The following is a 20,636-nucleotide window of genomic DNA, read 5'->3' on the forward strand; positions in this document are numbered from 1 at the left end:
TGGCCGTGGCGGGCCGCCCGCAGGGGGGGGGGGGGGGGGGGGTGGGGGCCCGGGCGGGCGGGGGGCGCTGGTTCGCCGGCCCCGTGTGGGGGGGGGGGGGGGGGCCCCGCGCGCGCCCCACCCCCCTCGCTCTCCGGGTGCCCTTCAGTGCTTCAGCCCGGCGCTCGCGTAGCCGGCCAGCGACAGCACCTTGGCCTTGGGCTTGTCTTCGTCGCGCTCCAGTTCCCGCGGGGCGAAGAACATCCGGCCCTTCTCCACGACGATGTCCGTCTGCTCCGGATCACTCAGCTCGTAGGCCTCGTCCTCCGGGAGCTGGAAGAGGAGGTACGGCGTCTCCCGGTCCGTGCGCGGGTTCCAGCGGACCAGGGCCGCCGGGGCGAGGGAATCGGCGCCCGCCCGGTAGATCAGGAGGTCGTCCCCGCTCATCCGCACCGGAACGACCGCCTGGAACTCACGCCCGTCGAACTTGCCCTGCGTCCGGCCCGTCTTCAGGTCGAAGGCCACGATCCAGCCGGCCGGCTGGCCGATGGCGATGTTCTCCTTGCTCATGATGTAGGCCTGGGTCCGGCCCACGACCATGCCGTCGCAGGCGTCCACCACGCCGAAGAAGCGCGAGAAGGCGTACCGGGAACCGCACTTGGCGTCGTAGCCGTTCAGGGAGATGGTGGCGAGGTGCCGGCCCTGTCCGTCGAGGGTGATGAGGTCGGTCACCATGGTGTCGCCGGCTGCGACGGCGAGCACGGGCGGGTCGGAGGAGGGCAGGAAGACGTCGTCGATCCCGGTGGCGACCTTGTACGTCCACAGGGTGCGGCCGGTGCGCGGATCGAGCTTCTGCACCTTGTACGTGGTGTCGGGTGCCTCTCCGCAGGCGGCCAGGGCGAGCAGCGCGCGGCCGCCCGCGAAGCCCTTGTCCTCGCACTGGGACGTGGTGGTGCTGTTCCAGAGCTGCTTGCCGCTCCTCATGTCGTACGCCACCGAGCCGCGTCCCCAGGCCACCGCGACGACGCCCCTGGTCAGGGTGAGGCCGGTGTTGGTGACGTAGGCGAAGTCGGCCGCGGGCATCTTCCGCTGCCACAGCTTCTTTCCGGTGTTCAGGTCGAGGAACACCACCTGGTCGCAGACGCCCTTGTCGCTCGCGGCCTCGCCCTTGGGCGGCTGGATCACGACCGCGGTACGGCCGTCGGCGGTCACGTCCCGGCTCGTGGCACAGAGGTGGCCGCCCAGTTCGAGCTTCCACGCGGTCTCGTCGTCGTCCGAGGTGAGCTTGTAGCCCTCGACGCGGTTGGCGACGCCCCGGGCGACGATCTTGTCGGTGGCCCAGGTGCCGGGCGCGTAGCGCGGGTCCTTGCCGAGGTTCTCCTCGTAGTGCTCGATGATCTCCCGGCCTTCGGGTGAGGAGGACGCCCTCTCGGCCGTCTCCCGGACCTCGTCCGGGCTCTGGGCGACGGCGGCCGCCCTGCCGTCGTCCGGCGCGCCGTCGTCCCCCGCGGACGACAGGAGCCGGACGCCGACGCAGAGCGCGGCGATCAGGACGACGGCCAGGGCGCCGCCCAGGAGCCGGAGGCGGCGTCTTGTGCGGGCCTGGTCGGCCGCGACCGCGGACTGGGTGTAGACGGAGGGGGGTGGGCCGAAGCTCACGCGAAGGGTTCCCTTTCTGTCAGGAACGGGCGCACGGGTGCCGTCCCGGGGCTCCGAGGAGGTTCCGGGGCGTGGTGGGGGGTGCGGGCGCGCTCGGCGGTCCGTGCGCGGGACGGGGCCCTACTATGCCGGTCGCCTCACGGCGGCCGACGAACGGGGCGCGCAATGGCGCGGGTTGACCGTCCAGGGCCCCAAGGGGCCTGTGCGTCCGGCCGGTTGGATCCAGTTCGGTCACATCTCTTCACCTTCCACCCCACTTGTTCACGTTGCTGGCGCGGACTGTCCGAATTGTTCGCCGATACGCGCTGTGTACGGCAGTTGCGGGCGGGTTGTGACGGAGTGGGCGACCGCTGTGAGGCGGACAGGCCTCCGGGGTGAGCCCGGTGGTGATTAGGCTGGTACCGGGCGCGATGCCAGAACCCGTTGACCGGGTGTCGGCGTCCCGGGGGGAGCCGGTGGATCGGATGACCTCGAACGACCAAGGACGACGAGAAATGGTCGCCCCAGCACGGCATTGAGGGTGCTCGACCACACCAGGAGGAACTGTGAGCAGCGATCGGGACGGGAACCGCGGGGGCTGGGCCACGCCCGGCGACGACCAGCCCGACGCGGCGTCCGCCGTCGAGACGACCGGGGAGTTCACCATCGACTACGCGCCACCTGCCTGGTACACGCAGAACGCGTCGGGTGGGCCGGGAGCCGGATCGGGAACCGATTCGGGATCGGGGGCCGATCAGCGGGGTGCTGCGGGGGAGGGAGCGTCCTCCCCGGGGGGCTCGGCCGCGCCCGGGCCCGCGGCCGACGGTGCCGCCGGGCCGGGCGGGTCCGGTGTGCCGAGGCCGCCGAGCGGGCCGGTGCCGGGGCTGACGCCGCCGCCCCATGCGATCGCGCCGGGCACGCCGTTCACGCCTCCTCCCCCGCCCGCGCCGGGTGGGCCCTTCACACCGCCGGCTCCCGCGCCGGGGGCGCCGTACTCGCCTCCGCCGCCCGCGCCCGGGGGCGCCTTCACGCCGCCGGCGCCGGCGTCCGGTGCTCCGTACACGCCGCCCGCCGCGCCTCCCGCGCCGTCTGCCGGGGGGCCCGTCGCCGTGCCGAGGCTGCCCATGGGCAGCGGGTTCGAGCCGCAGTCGGGGCAGTTGGGGGCCTCCGGCGGAGCGTCCGCGGCAGAGGGTGCGTCCCCGGCCGCGGTCCCCGGCATCGCGGTGGGCGGCTTCCGGTCGCAGTGGTCCGCCGCCCCGGCCGGCGAGGAGGAGGCCGAGGCACAGGCGGAGGAGAAGGCGGAGGAGCCCGATCAGCAGCAGGAGCAGAGTGCGGAGTTCGGGGCCGGTGACCTCGAGAGCGGTGCCACCATGCGGTTCTCCGCCGTCGCCCTGAAGCGGGAGATCGAGGAGCGGGCGGCAGCGGCCGAGGGTTCGCCGGAGCCCCTCGGCGAGCAGGGCGAGGCCTCGGAGACGACTGGCGCGAACGCCGGGGACGAGTCCGATCGTGACGATGTGACGAGCGACGCCGATGTGGTCGTCCTTCCGGACGGTTCTGATTCTGATTCCGAGTCCGGTTCCGATTCCGAGGCAGTCGGCCCGAGGGTGTCCGCTGAAGAAGAGGCAGGGGCGGAAGAAGGCGCGACGGACGACGAGATCGCACCGCGTGAAGTGTCCGCGGGCGAGGAGTCCGTCGACGAGGAGCCCGGCGACGCCGAGGCTGCGGCCGACGTCGAGACCGAGGGCGAGGCTGCGGCGGATGCCGAGGCCGACGAGACCGTGACCGGCGAAGCCGGGGCGGGGGGCGGCTCCGCCGTGGATGCCGAGCCTGCCGACGTCGTCCCCGTCGAGGACCGGCCCGTGGACGGCGCGTTGGAGGATGCGGTCGCCTCGGCGGCCGAGGACACCGCCGAGCCACAGGACGCGGAGCCCGAGAACGTCGTTCCGTACGACGCCGAGCCTCAGGACGCCGCTCCGCAGGACGCGGAGCCCCAGGACAGCGAGGGCCGGGACGCGGGGGCAGAGGACGCGGAGCCGCAGGACGCGGAGCAGCGGGACGCTGTTCCGCCGGCCGCTGCCGAGGCGCCTCAGGGCATGCCTGCCGCGTGGGGGCCGCCGCCGGTGCCGCAGGGGTCGGTGCCGCCGTTGCCGCCGTCGTACCAGCCCGCCGCGCCCCCGTCGGCCGCCCACTGGCCCGCCCAGCCGCAGCCGGGGGACGCGCAGGACCAGCCTTCCGTACCCGGCCGTCAGCCCTCCTTCCAGCCTCAGGCGCCGATGCCCGCGCCCGCCGCCTGGAACGCGCCGTCCGCGCCGGACGCCGCCGCCCCGCGGGCGGGATACGGCTTCCCCCACCCCGGTACTCCGGCCGGGCAGCAGCCCCCGGTCCAGCCGCCCGCCCCGATGGCCGACCCGCAGGCGGGGTACGGCTTCCCGCAGCCCGCGGCCCCCGCCCCGGGCCCGGCCGCACCGCCGGCCCAGCCCGCGCCGGCCGCTGCGGGCCCTGCCGCGCCGGCCGCCCAGCCGTCGGCCGCCGGCCACGCCGGTGGACCCCAGGACGCGGCAGCGGCAGGGCAGCCTTTCCCGGGGCAGCCGGCTCCCGGCCGGCCCAACGGCTACGGCTTCCCGCCACCCCCGGCCACTCCTGGCGCCGGCGCTCCGAACGTTCCCAACCCGCCTGCGCAGCCGGGCGGTCACGGCTTCCCGCAGTCGTCCCCGGCCCCCTCCGCTCCGGACCGGCCCGCCACCTCGGACGCCCCGGGCACCTCGAACACCCCGGGCGTGCCCAACCCACATGCTCAGCACAGCGGTTACGGCTTCCCGCAGGCTCCCGGCATTCCCGCCCCGCACGCCCAGCCCGGCGGCTACGGATTCCCTCCGTCGCCCCCGGCCCAGCCCACGCCGGACCAGCCCGGCGCCCCGGGCGCCTCGGGCATGCCCAGCGTCCCCAACCCGCCCGCTCAGCACGCTGGTTACGGCTTCCCCCAGGCGGCCTCCACCCGTCCCGCGCCGGACCAGCTCGCCTCCCCCGGTGCCCCGGGTTCCCCGGCTGCTCCGAACACCCCCGGCGCACCCAACCCACCCGTGCAGTCCAGCGGTCACGGCTCCCCGCGAACCCCCGGCGCGGGGAACGCCCCCAGCGGGCCCACACCTCCGGTTCCGCCCGGCGGTTACGGCTTCCCCCAGGCCCCCGGCGCGGAGAACGCGCACGCCCCCGGCGTGCCCACCCCGCCCGCGCAGCCCGGCGGTTACGGGTTCCCGCAGGCGCCGGGCCAGCCCGGTGCTGCGCAGTCTCAGCAGGGCGCCCCGCAGCAGCCGGTCGACCCCCGTCTCGGGGCCGCCTGGCCGCAGCCCATGCAGCACGATCAGCGGCAGCCGACCAACCCCGGTGCCGCCCCGCTGGGTTACACCGCGGCCGTGGAGCTGTCTTCCGACCGGCTGCTCAACAACAAGAGGCAGAAGGCACGCAGCGGGCGTCCGGCCGCCGCGGGAGGCCGGTTCAAGCTCGGCGGGAAGAAGGAGGAGGCCGAGCGGCAGCGGAAGCTGGAGCTGATCCGCACGCCGGTGCTCTCCTGCTACCGGATCGCGGTGATCAGTCTCAAGGGCGGTGTGGGCAAGACGACCACGACCACCGCGCTGGGCGCGACGCTCGCCACCGAGCGGCAGGACAAGATCCTCGCCATCGACGCCAACCCGGACGCCGGCACCCTCGGCCGCCGCGTGCGCCGGGAGACCGGGGCCACCATCCGTGACCTCGTCCAGGCGATCCCGTACCTCAACTCGTACATGGACATCCGCCGGTTCACCTCCCAGGCGCCCTCCGGACTGGAGATCATCGCCAACGACGTCGACCCGGCCGTGTCCACCACCTTCAACGACGAGGACTACCGCCGCGCGATCGACGTCCTCGGCAAGCAGTACCCGATCGTCCTCACCGACTCCGGCACGGGGCTGCTCTACAGCGCCATGCGCGGGGTGCTCGACCTGGCCGACCAGCTCATCATCATCTCCACCCCTTCCGTCGACGGTGCGAGCAGTGCGAGTACGACGCTGGACTGGCTGTCCGCCCACGGGTACGCCGACCTCGTCGCGCGCTCCCTCACCGTCATCTCGGGGGTGCGCGAGACCGGCAAGATGATCAAGGTCGACGACATCGTCTCCCACTTCGAGACGCGCTGCCGGGGCGTCGTCGTGGTGCCCTTCGACGAGCACCTGGCCGCCGGCGCCGAGGTCGACCTCGACATGATGCGGCCGAAGGTGCGGGAGGCGTACTTCAACCTCGCGGCGATGGTCGCCGAGGACTTCGTCCGGCACCAGCAGTCGCACGGGCTGTGGACGTCGGACGGCAACCCGCCGCCGGTGGCGGCCCCGCCCATGCCCGGTCAGCCCCTGCCCGCTCAGGCGTACCCCGGTCAGCCGTACCCCGGTCAGCCGTACCCCGGTCAGGCACTGCCCGGTCAGCCCGCTCCGGCGCAGCCGCCCGTGCAGGGACAGCCGGTTCCGGGCCAGCCGCCCGTGCAGGGACAGCCGGTTCCGGGCCAGCCGCCCGTCTCCGGCCGGCCCGCCCCCGGGCAGCCGGCTCCGTACGCGCACCCGCAGCAACCCGGCCGGCCGTCCCCGGGACAGCCCTATCCGCAGCAGACCGGCCAGCCCGTCGCGGGACAGCCGTACCCCGGCCAGCCGCAGCCGCAGCCCTACTACGGCGCGCCCGCGCCGGAGCAGCCGTACCCGCAGCAGCCCGGCGGAACCGCTGCCCCGGACCAGCCGTACCCGCCGCAGTCCGGCCACCCCGCGCCGCACCGGCAGCAGCCCGGCCAGCCGCAGCCCTACTACGGCGCGCCCGCGTCGGAGCAGCCGTACCCGCAGGGGCAGACCCCGCCTCCGCCGCCGCCCCAGCAGTGAATCCCGCGGTCCGCCCCGGGCCGCACCCGCTCCAGGCCCGCGCCGTTTCTCTCGGCGCGGGCCTTCGCGCGTTCGCGTATCCCTTACCGGCGGGAATCGGCCGCCACGCCCTCACCAGGACGGCTTCAGTGGTCTCGACCAATGGGAGCGACACCACGGTCAACGCGTTGTTTCCGCAGGCCACATGGGGTTTGACGTACCGTTGACTCGCGCAGACTGCCGCTGATAGACACTCACTTCATTCCCCGCCGGCGCCACCCGATCAAGCCCGTTCGAGCCCGCCCCGTGGAAGGCGCAAACCGTCTTCCGCGGGCGATGACGCGAGGTCACCGAGCATGAACACAGACGATCAGCACGGCAGAGGACGTACCGGCCGCCGCCCGGGGAGCAGTCGGCTGCTCGCCGCCGCGGGCGCCACCGCCCTCCTCCTCTCGGCCGGCACGGCGGCCCCGGCGGCCTCGGCCACGCAGCAGCAGGCCCGGGCCGCCGCGGCGAGCGGCCGAGGAGAGCAGAGCGGGCAGAGCGGGAGCGCGCAGGGCGACAAGGTGCTCACCGTCGCCGTGGCGCAGAGCGTCGACTCCCTCAGCCCGTTCCTGGCGGTCCGGCTGCTCAGCACGAGCATCCACCGGCTGATGTACGAGTACCTGACCAACTACGACCCCAAGGACGGGCATGTCGTCCCGGGTCTGGCGACCGCGTGGAAGTCGTCGCCGGACAAGCTGACCTGGACGTATACGATCCGCGGGAACTCCAAGTGGTCGGACGGCCGGCAGGCCACCGCCGAGGACGCCGCGTGGACGTTCGAGAAGATGATGACCGACGAGGGCGCGGGCACCGCCAACGGCAGCTTCGTCGCCAACTTCGAGAAGGTCACCGCGCCCAGCCCCACCCAGCTGGTGATCCGGCTGAAGAAGCCGCAGGCCACGATGACGGCGCTGGACGTGCCGATCGTGCCCAAGCACGTGTGGGAGAAGGTCGGGGACTTCTCGAAGTTCAACAACGACAAGAGCTTCCCGATCGTGGGGAACGGGCCGTTCGTGCTCACCTCCTACAAGCCCGACAGCTATGTGCGGCTGAAGGCCAACAAGAGCTTCTGGCGCGGCGCGCCCAAGTTCGACCAGCTGGTCTTCCGGTACTACAAGGACCAGGACGCGGCCGTCGCCGCGCTGCGCAAGGGCGAGGTCTCCTTCGTCGCGGGCTCCCCCTCCCTGACGCCCGCTCAGGCGGCCTCGCTCAAGGGCGAGAAGAACATCCACGTCAACGACGCGCCCGGCCGCCGCTTCTACGCCCTGGCCACCAACCCGGGCGCGCGGGCGAAGAACGGCAAGAAGTTCGGTGACGGCGACCCGTCCCTGCTGGACCAGCGGGTGCGGAACGCCCTGTTCATGGCGGTGGACCGCAGGACGGTCGTCGACAAGGTGTTCCAGGGCCACGCGGTCGAGGGCCAGGGCTACATCCCGCCGCGCTTCTCGTCGTACTTCTGGAAGCCCTCGGCGAGCCGGACGCTGGCCTACGACCCGGCCCGGGCGGCCCGACTCCTCGACGAGGCGGGCTACAAGAAGAACGCCGACGGCAAGCGCGTGGGCAAGGACGGCAAGCCGCTGAACTACCGCGTGCTGTGCCACGCCACCGACCCGAACGACAAGGCGGTCGGAAAGTACCTGCAGGAGTGGTGGGGCAAGCTCGGCATCGGCGTACGGCTCGACTGCCTGGACAACGTCACCGACCCGTGGCTGGCCGGCAAGTACGATCTCGCCTTCGACGGGTGGTCCGTCAACCCCGACCCCGACTTCGTGCTCTCCATCCACACCTGCGGGGCGCTCCCGGCCACACCCAAGGACACCGGCGCCACCGACAACTTCATCTGCGACAAGACGTACGACGGTCTGTACGCCAGACAGCTCGCCGAGTACGACCCGGCCAAGCGGGCCGGTCTCGTCAAGCAGATGGAGTCGCGGCTGTACGACCTCGGGTACATGAACGTCATGGCCTACCCGAACGCGGTCGAGGCCTACCGCACGGACCAGATCGCGTCGATCACCACGATGCCGTCGAAGGCGGGCAACATCTACGGCCAGGACGGCTACTGGGGGTGGTGGTCCGCCGTTCCGGCTAACGCCGGTGATTCCTCCGGCGGTTCCACCTCGACCGGCGTCATCATCGGGATCGTCGCGGGCGTCGTCGTGCTCGTCGGCCTCGCGGGCGCCCTCGCGATGCGCCGTCGCGCCACTGCCGAGGACCGTGAGTAGGAGGCCGGGAACGGGACCGCGGACGGGGCCGGAGGACGAGTGAGGTCACATGACCGCTGAAGCGACACCCGCGCTGGTCGAGCCCGGCGCCGCCGACCCGGGGAAGGCCGGGCCGGCGGCGGGCCGCGGACCACGGGCGCGCACCGCCACCGCCTATCTGCGGTACGTGGCGGGCAAGCTGGCCGGCGCGGGCGTCTCGCTGCTCGCCGTGCTGGTCACCAGCTTCTTCCTCTTCCGGCTGATCCCGGGCGACCCGGTGAAGTTCATGACCGGCGGCCGGCCGGTCTCGGCGGAGCAGATCGCCGTCTACCGGCGTGAGTTCGGCCTCGATCTGCCGATATGGCGGCAGTTCACCGACTACTGCGGCAAGGCGCTGACCGGGGACCTGGGAACCTCGTACCAGTTCCGGGCCCCCGTCATCGACAAGATCACCGAGGCGCTGCCGAACACCCTGCTGCTCACCGGCACGGCCTTCGTCCTCTACACGGCGCTCGGCATCCTCCTCGGCACCCGCTCGGCCTGGCGCAACGGCCGGCTCGGCGACCGCCTGAACACCGGTCTGGCGCTGACCCTCTACTCCATCCCGTCGTTCTGGCTGGGGCTGCTCCTGATCATCGTGCTGTCCGTCGGGGTGGGGCCGGTCCCGGGCCTTTTCCCGACCGGCGGCATGGAGTCGGGCGGCGAGGAGGGCTTCGCGTACGTGCTCGACGTCGCCCACCATCTCGTCCTGCCGGTGCTCACGCTGGTCGCGGTGGAGTACGGGCAGACGCTGCTGGTCACCCGGTCGGCTCTGCTGGACGAGATGGGCAGCGACTATCTGACCACCGCGCGCGCCAAGGGACTGCGGGACGACCTGGTGCGCCGTCGGCACGCGGTGCCGAACGCGCTGCTGCCGACCGTGACGCTGATCTTCGTCAATCTCGGCCGGACCGTCGCCGGGGTGATCCTGGTCGAGACCGTGTTCTCCTGGCCGGGACTGGGCGGGCTGTTCTACCAGGCGCTCAGCGTGCCGGACCTGCCGCTGGTGCAGGGGCTGTTCTTCGTGTTCGCCTCCGCGGTGATCGTGATGAACACCCTGGCCGACCTCCTGTATCCGCTGCTCGATCCCAGGGTGGGCCGATGACCGCCGAGACCGCCCCGACCACCCCGGGCCCGCGCGCCCTGGCCCGGCAGCGCCGCCGCGCCTCGGCCGCCCGCTTCTGGCGGCAGTACCGCAGCCACCGCGCGGGCGTGTTCGGGCTCGCCGCGCTCGTGCTGTTCGCGCTGGTCGCGCTGACCGCGCCGTGGACGGTCGGATCCGACGTGCAGAGTGTGACGGACGCGCCCGGCCGGCCGTTGGAGAGTCCGAGTACGCGGTTCCCGCTGGGCACCGACCAGTTCGGGCGCGGTCTGCTCGGGCTGGTGATCTGGGGATCGCGGGTGTCGCTGCTGGTCGGGCTGCTCGCGGCGGTGCTGTCGGTGGCGATCGGAGCGCTCATCGGGATCACCGCCGGGCACTTCCGCGGCTGGTACGCGACCGTGATGATGCGGATCACCGACTGGTTCCTGGTGATGCCGACGCTGGTGCTCGCCATCGCGCTGGCGACCGTGCTGTCCCGTTCACTCGGCACGATCGTGCTGGCGATCGGGGTGACCACCTGGCCGACGACCGCCCGGCTGGTGCGGGCGCAGACGCTGGCGGTGGAGTCACGGCCGTACATCGAGCGCGCGAAGGCGCTGGGCGGCGGGCACGGGCACATCATGGCCCGCCATGTGCTGCCCAACGTCATGCCGCTGGTGCTCGCCCAGACCACACTGATCATCTCCTCCGCGATCCTCGCCGAGGCCACGCTCGCGTTCCTCGGGCTCGGCGATCCGACCGTCGTCTCCTGGGGCGGGCTGCTGCAGGACGCCCGGGAGGCGGGCGCGGTCAGTTCGGGCGACTGGTGGTATCTGGTGCCGCCGGGCATCGCCATCGCGGTCGTCGCGCTGGCGTTCACCCTGTGCGGGCGCGCGGTCGAGTCCGTCCTCAACCCCAGGCTGGGGGTGTCCCGTTGAGCCTGCTCGACGTCAGGAACCTGGCGGTCACCTATCCGGGCGGGGCCGCCGCGGTGCGCGGGGTGGACCTGCGGCTCGCCGCGGGCGAGAAGCTCGGCATCGCGGGCGAGTCCGGGTGCGGCAAGTCCACGCTGGCACTGGCCCTGCTGCGGCTGCTGCCGGCGGCCACTCGGGTCACCGGGGAGATCCTGCTCGACGGCGAGGACGTACTGACGATGAAGTGGGGCCGGGTGCGCGCGGTGCGCTGGGCCGGGGCCTCCATCGTCTTCCAGGGCGCGATGCACTCCCTCAACCCCGTGCACCGTGTCGGCGACCAGATCGCCGAGCCGGTCCTGCTGCACCTCGGGGCGAGTCCGGCGAGCGCGAGGAGGAAAGCCGGTGAGCTGCTGGAGCAGGTGGGCCTGCCGGCGGCGCGCGCGAGCGCGTACCCGCACGAGCTGTCCGGCGGGCAGCGACAGCGCGTGATGATCGCCATGGCGCTGGCCTGCGATCCGCGGCTGATCGTCGCCGACGAGCCCACCACGGCCCTCGACGTGATGATCCAGGCCCAGATCCTCCGTCTGATCGAACGGCTGGTCAGCGAGCAGGACCTGGGTCTGATCATGATCAGTCACGATCTTGCCGTGCTGGCGGACACCTGCGACCGGCTCGCGGTGATGTACGCGGGCCGGGTGGTCGAGGAGGGCCCGGCCCGGCAGGTGCACGAGGACGCCCGGCACCCCTACGGCAGGGCCCTGTCGGAGGCGTTCCCCCGGATCGGCGACCCGGCGTCGCGCTTCGCGCCCCGCGGACTGCCGGGCGACCCGCCGGACCCGTCCGCGGTGCCGTCCGGCTGCGCCTTCCATCCCCGCTGCCCCGCCGCCCTGGACGTCTGCGCCACCCAGGACCAGGTCCTGCGGGCGGCGGGAGCGGGGCGCCGGGCGGCCTGCGTACACGTGGCGCCCGGCACCGGCGAGGCGGGCGACGGGGTGGTGGCCGGCGTCGGGGTGAGCGCGCGGGCGGGCGGGAGTGGGTCCGGGGCAGCGGCCGTCGTGGACGCGGGGGCGGACCCGGGCGAGTCCAGCGCCCGCGCGCGAGCGGGCGGGTCCGGGGCGGGGGCGGTCGCGGAAGCGGGCGCGGGCACCGGGACGGTCGCGGGCGAGTCCGGTGCAGGTACCGGTGCGGTCATGGGCGGGCCCGGCGGCGGCGCGGGTGCAGTGGCGGGCGCAGCCGGCGAGTCCGTAACCGGTGCGGTCACCCCCGGCGGCGCCGCGGAGGCGGTCACGGGCGGGCCCGGGGCGGGGGCGGTCGCGGAAGCGGGCGGGGGCTCGGGGGGAGGCGCGGGCGCGCGAGCGGGCTTGGGCGCGGAGGACGAGCCGGAAGCGGACGCTGATGCCGAAGTGAGGAGCAGTACGCCATGACCACCCCACCGCTGCTGAGCGTCCAGGGCCTGCACATCACCTTCCCGGGGCGGCACGGGGCGCCCCCCGCGCGCGCCGTGGACGGCGTGGACCTCGACATCCGGCCCGGCGAGATCGTGGCGCTGGTCGGCGAGTCGGGCTGCGGCAAGACCACGCTGGCGCGCTCGCTCCTCGGGCTGGTCCCGCCGACCGCGGGGCGCGTCACCTTCGACGGGGCGCCGCTCGCCCTCTCCGCCCGCGCCCTCAAGGCGTACCGCAAGCGGGTGCAGCTGGTGCTCCAGGACCCGAGCGGCTCGCTCAACCCGCGGCACACGGTGTACGACGCCGTGGCCGAGGGCCTGCGCATCCACGGGTACGGCGGTGACGAGCGGGCGGCGGTCGCCGAGGCGCTCTCCCGGGCCGGACTGCGGCCGCCCGAGCGGTTCTTCCTGCGCTACCCGCACGAGCTGTCCGGCGGGCAGCGGCAGCGGGTGGTCATCGCGGGCGCACTGGTCCTCGAACCCGAACTCGTCGTCGCCGACGAGCCGGTGGCCTCCCTGGACGCCTCGGTGCGCGGGGAGATCCTCGCCCTGCTGCTGCGGCTGCGCGCCGAACTCGGCCTGTCCGCGCTGGTGGTGACCCACGACCTGGGGCTGGCCTGGAACATCGCCGACCGCGTGGCGGTGATGTACCTCGGCCGGATCGTGGAAACGGGCGAGGTGGAACAGGTCCTGACGGCGCCCCGGCACCCCTACACCCAGGCGCTCCTGTCGGTGCTGCCCGAGGCCCCGGGCGACCCGGTCGTCCTCACCGGTGAGCCCCCAGACCCCTCCCGCATCCCCTCCGGCTGCCGCTTCCACGCGCGCTGCCAGGTCCTGGCGAGCGGGGAGGCCGCCCGCGCGGGGGTCGCGGACGCGTGCCGCGGCCAGGACCCGGACGTCCTGACCGGCTCCGGCGAGGCGCAGGTGGCCTGCCACTGGGCCCATGCGCGGACAGCGGCGCCTCTGCCTCAGGCTCGCTGAAACGGGGGCCGAGGCCTACCGGAACAGGGGCGGCCGGACGGGTTCTAGGCCCGCTGCTCGTCCGTGGCGATGATCTCGCGGCACTTCTTGACGTCCTCGGCCATGGTGTCGAGGAAGGCGTCGAGGGACTCGAAGCGGGCCTGGCCGCGGACGTAGGCCAGGAAGTCGACGGCGACGTGCAGGCCGTAGAGGTCGAGGCCGACTCGGTCGATGGCGTACGCCTCCACCGTGCGCTCGGTGCCGTCGAACTGCGGGTTCGTGCCCACGGAGATCGCGGCGGGCATCGCCTCGCCCTGGGCGTGCAGATAACCGGCGTACACCCCGTCGGCGGGGATCGCGGTGTGCGGGAGCGTCTCCACGTTGGCCGTGGGGAAGCCCAGCTCGCGGCCGCGCTGGGCGCCGCGCACGACCACGCCCTCCACCCGGTGCGGGCGCCCCAGGATCTCGCGGGCGCCCCGCACGTCGCCCTCGGCGACCAGGCGCCGGGTCAGGGTCGAGGAGAAGGGCTCGCCGCCGCCCGCCTCACCGGTGACGTACAGGTCGACGACCTCGACCTCGAAGTCGTAGATCCCGCCCTGCTCGACGAGGTACTCCACGTTCCCCGCCGCCTTGTGGCCGAAGCGGAAGTTCGGGCCCTCGACGACCGCCTTGGCGTGCAGCTTGTCGACCAGCACCTTGACCACGAAGTCGGCCGGGGACAGCTTCGAGAACTCGGTGGTGAACGGCAGGATGAGCACCGCGTCCACCCCCAGCTCGGCCATGAGTTCGGCGCGCCGGTGGTGCGGGGCCAGCAGCGGCGGGTGGCTGCCGGGGCGCACCACCTCGCTGGGGTGCGGGTCGAAGGTGACGACCGCACACGGGATGCCGAGCCCGCGGGCCCGTTCCACGGCGTGCCTGATGATCAGCTGGTGCCCGCGGTGGACTCCGTCGTAGGAGCCGATGGTGACGACGCTGCGCCCCCAGTCCTGGGGGATGTCCTCCAAGCCACGCCAGCGCTGCACTGTGACCGCTCCTCGTCGAACCCGTGTCCGTCTTGCCTAGGTTGCCTTGTCCGCAGGTCTAAGGGTGCCATGTCCCGCGTCCCCGGCCCGCACCGGCATGGTGGCTGTGACGGGGCGCACGTGTCCGTACACCGTCATACGGGGGCGCCGGTGCCGGCCAGGTTCTCGATCGTGCGGCGGGCGCCGGGGCCCACCAGCGCGGCCCAGTCCTGCGGCACCTCGGTCAGCCAGCCTGCCATGCGCGCCGCGAACCCGGGGACGTGGCGGCTCACCTCCACCAGGCCGCGGTCGAACACGGTCGCGCCCTCCGGGGTGCGGACGAGGAGCAGTCCGGTCCGGTGGACGAGGGCGCGGAGGTCCTCCTCGGCGGTGGACGCGACGGCGTGCAGCACCGCGTCCAGGACGGCGGGCTCCCACTCGTGGGCCAGCAGGAAGTCGAGCAGTTCCCGGCGCAGGGGGCGGGAGGCCGGGGCGCCGGGGGTGGCGAGGACGCCCGCCAGGGCCGCCCGCAGCCGTTCCGGACCGCCGTCCAGGAGGCCCGTGACCAGGGGGAACAGCACCGCGCGGGCGGCCGGGCCGTGGTCGAGGCGCCGGTCGACGCAGACCGCCACCTGGCCAGCGATCTCCGACCGCCGCCCCGCCGTCTCGCGGAGCAGGCCGACGACCCGGCGGGCGAGCGCGGGCGTCGTGGCGTCGACCAGGGTGCGCAGCGTCCCGGAGGCGTCGGGTCCCCGGCGCAGACGGTCGCCGAAGGCGGTGAGGACCGCCTCGGGGTGGGTCGTCAGGGCGGGTGCCAGCGCGCTCGGCGGGAGGTGCGTGTCGCCCGCCGCGAAGTGCCCGAGCGCCTGCGGCAGGTGGCGGGAACGGGTGTGCGGGTCACGGACGAGGAGGGCGAGCGCGGCCCCGTGCAGCGCGGTGTCGGTGGGGCGGGCGAGCAGGGCGAGCGCGGCGTGGCGCAACGGCTCGCGATCGGCGGCGGCGCGCGCGTGCGGTGCGGCGCGCAGGCCGTGGGCGGCCGCCGCGGCACGCTGGGCGGGGCGTTCGTCGTGCGCCCAGCGCTCCACGGCCCGGCACAGTGCGGACGTCTCCTCCTCGGCCAGGACGGTCAGCAGTTCCTCGGCGCGCGGGTGCGCGGACGCGGCAAGGGCCTCGATGAGGTCGTCCAGGGCGCGGTGGCGGTGCGTGTGCAGCAGCGCCTGCGCGGCCGTGGCCACGGTGGCGTGCGGGGCCGCGGGCAGCGGCCGCTCGTCGTCGAACCAGCGGATCAGGTGCGGTTGTACGGTGGGGCCGGCGGCGAGGAGCTGTGCGGCGGCGTCGAGGTAGCGCGGCGTGCCGCTGCCGTGCGGGGCGTCGTCGGCGAGCAGGAGGCGTCGCAGCAGGTCGCAGCGGTCGGCGTCGGGCAGGGGCAGCGCGGTCCAGAAGCCGGGGCCGAAGCCGCGCGGGACGGGCCGGCCGATCTCCCGCCAGGCCACGATCCGCTCGGCGAGCAGCCGCAGCACCCTGGCGTACGGTGTCGCGTCGGGGACGCGCAGCAGGACCCCGGCGAGCAGCCGGGAGGCCCACCAGGAGTGCGGGTCGTGGTCGAGGGCGCACAGCAACTCCTCCAGCCGGGCGGCCAGTCGGGGAGTGCCGTGATGGCGGGCGACGAGGAGCAGGGCCTGGACGACGGGGCCGATGCGGTGGTGCGGGGCGGGCAGGGGGTGCGGGGCGCCGGGGGTGTGAGCCCGGTGAACCAGGACGCGCAGGGCCTCGTCCAGGTCGAGGTGCGTGCCCTGGATCCAGTCGGCGAGCTCCGCGTGCGCGAAGCGGTAGCCGCCGCCCGCGGGGACGAGGAGGCCCTCCGTGAGGACGGCGGACGCCCAGCCGGTGCCGCCGCCGAGACGGGCGGGGGCGGGGCCCCAGGGGAACACCTCCTCGAACGACGCCCGGTCCAGCTCGCCCTCGCCGGGGCCGAGGCAGCGGCGGGCGGCCTCGTGGACCTGGCCGGCGACCTTCGCGGCGAGACGGCGGACGGCGGTGGCGGGGAGGGCGCGAGGGGTGCCCTTGCCGGCCGGTCCGAGCGGGCCGGTTCCAAGGGGCCCAGGGCGTCCGCCCAGGCCGTTCTCGGCCGCCAGGCGGACGGCGATGCGCAGGCACATCAGGTCTAGGTGGGCGGAGAGGACGTCGTGGCGGTCGATGCGGATGCCGTGGGCGGGCTGGTGCGTCTGGACGGTCCGATGCCTATGGCCAGTGTGGGCGGTGCTGGTGGTAGCGCTGGTGCTGATGGGGTGGGCGGTGCGGATGCTGCGCGTGCCGTCCGGCGGGGCGGCGCGGCCGATGTGCGTGGCGTCCGGCAGTGCGGCGTGGATCTCCGAGAACAGCCGGAGGGTGAGGGGGTGGCGGGCGTCGGCGGCTTCCAGGACGCCGTCCGGAATGCCGTAGCGGGAGCGGGCCTCGCGGGCCTCGTCGGGGGTGAGGTCGCCGAGCCGCAGGCAGGGCGGGAGGTGGCCGGGGGGCTCGGTGCCGGACGGGGCGTGCAGCAGGTCCGCCGAGAACCTGGCGCCCGCCTCCTCCCAGTACTCCTCCCGGCACGCCACCACCAGGCGCGCCCCCGACTGCCGCAGCCAGCGCGCGGTTCCCTCGCTCCACCCGGACAGACGGTGGGACAGGTCGAGGGGCATCTCCTCCGGACCGTCGAGGAGGAGCAGAAGGGGGCGGCCGCCGGCGCGGGCGAGGTGGGCGAGGCGCTCGGGAGTGAGGTCGTTGAGCTCGACGGGGAAGGGCGCCCGGGAGGCCGCGACGATCCGGGCCGCCCGGTCCAGCGCCCGGCGCGCCGCGTCGGCGACCGAGGTGTCGGCGGCCGCCAGGTCGGCGCCGCGCAGCCACAGGGTGGGCGCCGGTTCGGCGCCGTGGGAGCGGCGGGCGGCGAGGGTCGCGAGTTCCGTCGTACGACCGCACCCAGGGGCGCCGACGAGGCCGAGAACGCCGGCCGGACCCTCGGTGAACACGGCCAACTCCCGCATCACCTCCGGGCGTTCCACCGGCACGGCCGCCCGTCCGGCCACCGGCACCACGGCCGCCCGGGCCGCCGGAGGCGCCCCGCCGGGCCGCCCGGGCTCCCCCGTCCCGAGAGGCACCGCATGGGCCCGGCCGCCGGAGCCGACCGTGCCGAGACGCCCCTCGCCCCACACGTGCCGCCCCGCACCCACGGAACCTTCGGGCGCCGACCCGGCAGACTCTCCCGGCCCCGCCCACCGCACGCGTGCCGCGTCCCCGGACCCGGTGCGCACCGCCCCGACGGCCCCGTCCAGCCCCACCCACCGCATACCGGTGGGGCCCTGTCCCGCGCCCGTCGGCCCGCCCGGCCCTGCCGGGCCGGAGCCCGTGCCGTCCGCCGCCAGATCCGGGGCGGCGTCCGAGCCGGAGACCAACGCGGCCTCGCCCAGCGGCCGGCGCGGGCCGCCCGGCCCGGTGCGCTCCGGGCGGGGCGGCCCGGAACGCACCACGCCATCAGGAGCCGCCGCCTCCCGCCGCACGGCCTCCGCTTCCTGCCGGCCGGGAGGCGTGGTGGCCGTCGGGGGCCCGTCCTGGCCCACCGAGGTGGCGGTGAGTTCGAGGACGGCCGCCAGGTTCAGGTCGGCGCCGTACGCGGGGACCGTGGCGGCGTTGCGGGTGAGCAGCTCGGCGAGGGGGCCCTCGGTGGCGGGGCGCAGCGGCACCGCGAACCCGTTGTCCCGCTCGCCGGAGCGCAGCGCGGTGCCGAGCACGGCGACCACGGCGCCGGTCGCTGCGTCCAGCACCGGCCCCCCGGCCGCCCCGCCGCCGACCCGGAGCGCGTCGCGTCCGGCGGTGCCGATCGCCAACTCCAGTGCCCCGTCGAGGAGATGGAAGCCGTCGATGGTGGTGCAGGTGGCGGGGGCCCGGCCCAGCACCCGGGCCTCGCGCCAGCGGCCGGCGGCGATCCGGACGTAGGTGCCCGTCTCGACGCCGTCCCGCACGGTGACGGGGAGCGGCTCCACGTCCAGGCCCTCGGTGCGGACCAGGGCGAGGCCGAGACCGGGTAGGGGGACGATGTGGTCCGCGGTGACCACGCAGGTCCGGTCGCCGCCGGGGGTGTGCAGGACGAGTCGGGACAGACCGTCGACGCTCTCGTGGCTGGTGATCACCGTGCCGTGGTGGTCGGCGGCGAAACCGGTGCCGCGGGGTCGTCCGGCGAGGTCGCGGATCCGTACCAGACAGCGGTCCAGGAGACGGTCCCGGGCCTCCTGGGCCCGCTCCCGGTCCTCCTCCGCGTCCCGATCCGCGTCCCCCGTCCGGGCGTCCCGATCGGCGTCCCCCGTCCGGCGGCCCCGGTCGGGGTCCCGCCTCGGGCCGTCCGGTGTGCGGCGGCCCGTCCCCCTCGCCCGCGGGCCACGTCCCGTCATGGTGGAACCTCCCGCCGTACCGCGTACCTCGTACCTCGTACTCCGTGCTTCGTGTCCGACGGTAGGCACGCGATGATCAGCGGGGTAGATCACTTCGCGAACGCGCCCCCTCACGCTCCCTCGGTTCACTCCGAGCGCCCGCACGGTCGGGTGAATGGGCGGGGGCGGCTGGATAGACCGTAGGGGTGGGGGAACCGAGGGGGGACCGTGGAGCGGCGGTTGTGGGACCCGAGATCGCCGCTCCACGGGCAGAGCGACCGGATCAGCCGAAGACGGCCAGGCTCTTCGCCTTGCCCCGGTGCTCCTCCACGAGCGCGAGGAGGCGTCCCTCGGGGTCGAAGACGGCCACGGGGCCGGCGCCCGCGTACTCGTCGGGCAGCTCCAGGCGCACGCCGTTGGCGAGCAGCCGGGCGCGCCGCGCGTCCACGTTCCACCGGGGGAAGGCGGCCGCGGCCGCCTCCGCGATCGGCATGACCGTCAGCTCCTGCTGGAGCTGGTCGAGCGTCCTGGCGGCGTCCAGCTTGTAGGGGCCGACGCGGGTGCGGCGCAGCGCGGTGAGGTGGCCGCCGACACCGAGCCCGGCGCCCAGGTCGCGGGCGAGGGCGCGGATGTAGGTGCCGGAGGAGCAGACCACCGAGACCACGAGGTCGAGCACGGGCGTGCCGTCCTCGGCGACGGCGTCGCGGATGTCGTGGACGCGGAAGGAGGAGACGGTGACCGGCCGGGCCGGGATGTCGAACTCCTCGCCCTCCCGCGCCCGCTTGTACGACCGCACGCCGTCGATCTTGATGGCGCTGACCTTCGACGGCACCTGCATGATGTCGCCGGTCAGCTTGGCGATGCCGGTGTCCACGGCCTCGCGGGCCACTCCGGAGGCGTCGGCGGAGGAGGTGATCTCCCCCTCGGCGTCGTCCGTGACCGTGTTCTGCCCGAGCCGGATGGTGCCGAGGTACTCCTTCTCGGTCAGCGCGAGGTGGCCGAGGAGCTTGGTGGCCTTCTCCACGCCGAGGACGAGGACCCCGGTCGCCATCGGGTCGAGGGTGCCGGCGTGGCCGACGCGGCGGGTCCGGGCGATCCCGCGCATCTTGGCGACCACGTCGTGCGAAGTGAAGCCCGACGGCTTGTCGACGATGACCAGGCCGTCGGGCGGGGTGGGCTTGCTGGTCATTCTGCGGTGTCGTCCGTCTCGTCGGCGGAGCCGGGCTTCCGGTACGGATCCGCCTCACCGGCGAAGGACTTGCCGGTGGCGGCCTCGCGCACCTGCGCGTCGGAGGCGCGCGCCCTGTCGAGGAGGTCCTCGATGTTCCGGGCGGTGTCCGGCAGGGCGTCGGCGACGAAGGTGAGGGTGGGCGTGAACTTCACGCCGGCCGCGCGCCCGACCTCGGACCGGAGGACGCCCTTGGCGCTCTCCAGGCCAGCGGCCGCCGCGTTCCGCTCCTCCTCGTCCCCGTAGACCGTGTAGAAGACGGTCGCCTCCCGCAGGTCGCCCGTGACCCGGGTGTCCGTGATGGTGACGTGCGAGCCGAGCCGCGGGTCCTTGATCCCGCGCTGCAGCTTCTGGGCCACCACCTCCCGGATGAGGTCCGCCAGCCTTTTCGCCCGCGCGTTGTCGGCCACTGGTCCGTCTCCCGTTCTTTCTTCTTCTGCGTTCTGTGGTCTGGCGATGAAACGATCCCGACTCCTCCGGCGGACCGGCGGTCTAGTCGTCCTCGCCGTGGAAGCGCCGCCGGACGGACAGCAGCTCCACCTCGGGGCGGCCGGCGACCAGCCGCTCGCACCGGTCGAGTACGTCGGTGAGGTGCGCCGCGTCGCCGGAGACCGCCGCGAGTCCGATGACGACCCGTCGGTGGAGGTTCATGTGGTCCACCTCGGCCGCGCTCACCGCGTACTTGCGCTGAAGCTCGGCGACGATCGGGCGGACGACGGAGCGCTTCTCCTTCAGCGAGTGGACGTCGCCGAGGAGGAGGTCGAAGGACAGAGTCCCCACGTACATGTGTGTACCCGGTTCACCCGCCGGTACGGGGTCGATG

Annotated in this window: 13 protein-coding genes and 1 pseudogene; 7 read left to right on the forward strand and 7 right to left on the reverse strand. The window is 74.4% G+C overall.

What is annotated here, in order from left to right; translation table 11 throughout:
* Positions 1-144: 144 nt before the first annotated feature.
* Complete coding sequence (locus tag ACF1A5_RS32540; RefSeq protein ID WP_392196470.1) at positions 145-1,638, reverse strand: PQQ-binding-like beta-propeller repeat protein; 1,494 nt, start codon at positions 1,636-1,638, stop codon at positions 145-147.
* Positions 1,639-2,183: 545 nt separating this feature from the next.
* On the opposite strand from ACF1A5_RS32540, the pseudogene ACF1A5_RS32545 reads away from it, so the two are divergent.
* Positions 2,184-2,312 (forward strand): annotated as a pseudogene (locus tag ACF1A5_RS32545) (SCO5717 family growth-regulating ATPase); the annotation flags it as partial.
* A 59-nt stretch (positions 2,313-2,371) separates the two neighbouring features.
* On the opposite strand, the gene ACF1A5_RS32550 reads toward ACF1A5_RS32545, so the two are convergent.
* Complete coding sequence (locus ACF1A5_RS32550; RefSeq protein ID WP_392196492.1) at positions 2,372-2,680, reverse strand: hypothetical protein; 309 nt, start codon at positions 2,678-2,680, stop codon at positions 2,372-2,374.
* 46 nt (positions 2,681-2,726) lie between these two features.
* Between ACF1A5_RS32550 and ACF1A5_RS32555 the strand changes: the two genes are divergently transcribed.
* From ACF1A5_RS32555 to ACF1A5_RS32580, 6 genes are all read left to right on the forward strand, one after another.
* Positions 2,727-6,515: an AAA family ATPase gene (locus ACF1A5_RS32555; RefSeq protein ID WP_392196491.1), complete on the forward strand. Its 3,789-nt coding sequence runs from the start codon at positions 2,727-2,729 to the stop codon at positions 6,513-6,515.
* 335 nt (positions 6,516-6,850) lie between these two features.
* The gene (locus ACF1A5_RS32560) at positions 6,851-8,764 is read left to right on the forward strand and encodes an ABC transporter substrate-binding protein (protein ID WP_392196471.1); all 1,914 of its coding nucleotides are present in this window, start codon (positions 6,851-6,853) and stop codon (positions 8,762-8,764) included.
* A 49-nt stretch (positions 8,765-8,813) separates the two neighbouring features.
* A complete protein-coding gene (locus ACF1A5_RS32565; protein WP_392196472.1) occupies positions 8,814-9,887 on the forward strand; it encodes an ABC transporter permease in 1,074 nt (357 codons plus the stop codon).
* On the forward strand, positions 9,884-10,801 hold the full coding sequence (locus ACF1A5_RS32570; RefSeq protein ID WP_392196473.1) for an ABC transporter permease: 918 nt from the start codon (positions 9,884-9,886) through the stop codon (positions 10,799-10,801). Before ACF1A5_RS32565 ends, ACF1A5_RS32570 begins: the two co-directional genes overlap by 4 nt.
* On the forward strand, positions 10,798-12,201 hold the full coding sequence (locus ACF1A5_RS32575) for an ABC transporter ATP-binding protein (protein ID WP_392196474.1): 1,404 nt from the start codon (positions 10,798-10,800) through the stop codon (positions 12,199-12,201). Before ACF1A5_RS32570 ends, ACF1A5_RS32575 begins: the two co-directional genes overlap by 4 nt.
* Positions 12,198-13,202, forward strand: coding sequence for an ABC transporter ATP-binding protein (locus tag ACF1A5_RS32580; RefSeq protein WP_392196475.1), 1,005 nt, complete (start codon positions 12,198-12,200; stop codon positions 13,200-13,202). The genes ACF1A5_RS32575 and ACF1A5_RS32580 overlap by 4 nt, the downstream gene beginning before the upstream one ends.
* Positions 13,203-13,246: 44 nt before the next feature.
* Here the strand turns inward: ACF1A5_RS32580 and ACF1A5_RS32585 are convergent, their stop codons facing one another.
* The 5 genes from ACF1A5_RS32585 to ACF1A5_RS32605 all read right to left on the reverse strand — a co-directional run bounded on the left by ACF1A5_RS32585 (position 13,247) and on the right by ACF1A5_RS32605 (position 20,599).
* On the reverse strand, positions 13,247-14,203 hold the full coding sequence (locus ACF1A5_RS32585; protein ID WP_392196476.1) for a bifunctional riboflavin kinase/FAD synthetase: 957 nt from the start codon (positions 14,201-14,203) through the stop codon (positions 13,247-13,249).
* 134 nt (positions 14,204-14,337) lie between these two features.
* Positions 14,338-18,606, reverse strand: coding sequence for a serine protease (locus ACF1A5_RS32590; protein WP_392196477.1), 4,269 nt, complete (start codon positions 18,604-18,606; stop codon positions 14,338-14,340).
* A 262-nt stretch (positions 18,607-18,868) separates the two neighbouring features.
* A complete protein-coding gene (gene truB, locus ACF1A5_RS32595; RefSeq protein WP_392196478.1) occupies positions 18,869-19,774 on the reverse strand; it encodes a tRNA pseudouridine(55) synthase TruB in 906 nt (301 codons plus the stop codon).
* Positions 19,771-20,223 carry a 30S ribosome-binding factor RbfA gene (gene rbfA / locus ACF1A5_RS32600; RefSeq protein WP_392196479.1) on the reverse strand — a complete coding sequence of 151 codons (453 nt, stop codon included), beginning with the start codon at positions 20,221-20,223 and terminating at the stop codon, positions 19,771-19,773. Before rbfA ends, truB begins: the two co-directional genes overlap by 4 nt.
* An 82-nt stretch (positions 20,224-20,305) precedes the next feature.
* Complete coding sequence (locus ACF1A5_RS32605; RefSeq protein WP_189880714.1) at positions 20,306-20,599, reverse strand: DUF503 domain-containing protein; 294 nt, start codon at positions 20,597-20,599, stop codon at positions 20,306-20,308.
* Positions 20,600-20,636: the final 37 nt, after the last annotated feature.

Source organism: Streptomyces sp. NPDC014864, assembly GCF_043081525.1.
Lineage (GTDB): Bacteria > Actinomycetota > Actinomycetes > Streptomycetales > Streptomycetaceae > Streptomyces.

Bases quoted from the DNA above. Each gene is read 5' to 3' on its own strand.
- ACF1A5_RS32570 (WP_392196473.1), top strand. From the start codon at position 9,884: ATGACCGCCGAGACCGCCCCGACCACCCCGGGCCCGCGCGCCCTGGCC.
- ACF1A5_RS32605 (WP_189880714.1), bottom strand. From the start codon at position 20,599: ATGTACGTGGGGACTCTGTCCTTCGACCTCCTCCTCGGCGACGTCCAC.
- ACF1A5_RS32590 (WP_392196477.1), bottom strand. From the start codon at position 18,606: ATGACGGGACGTGGCCCGCGGGCGAGGGGGACGGGCCGCCGCACACCG.
- ACF1A5_RS32560 (WP_392196471.1), top strand. From the start codon at position 6,851: ATGAACACAGACGATCAGCACGGCAGAGGACGTACCGGCCGCCGCCCG.
- truB (WP_392196478.1), bottom strand. From the start codon at position 19,774: ATGACCAGCAAGCCCACCCCGCCCGACGGCCTGGTCATCGTCGACAAG.
- ACF1A5_RS32565 (WP_392196472.1), top strand. From the start codon at position 8,814: ATGACCGCTGAAGCGACACCCGCGCTGGTCGAGCCCGGCGCCGCCGAC.
- ACF1A5_RS32580 (WP_392196475.1), top strand. From the start codon at position 12,198: ATGACCACCCCACCGCTGCTGAGCGTCCAGGGCCTGCACATCACCTTC.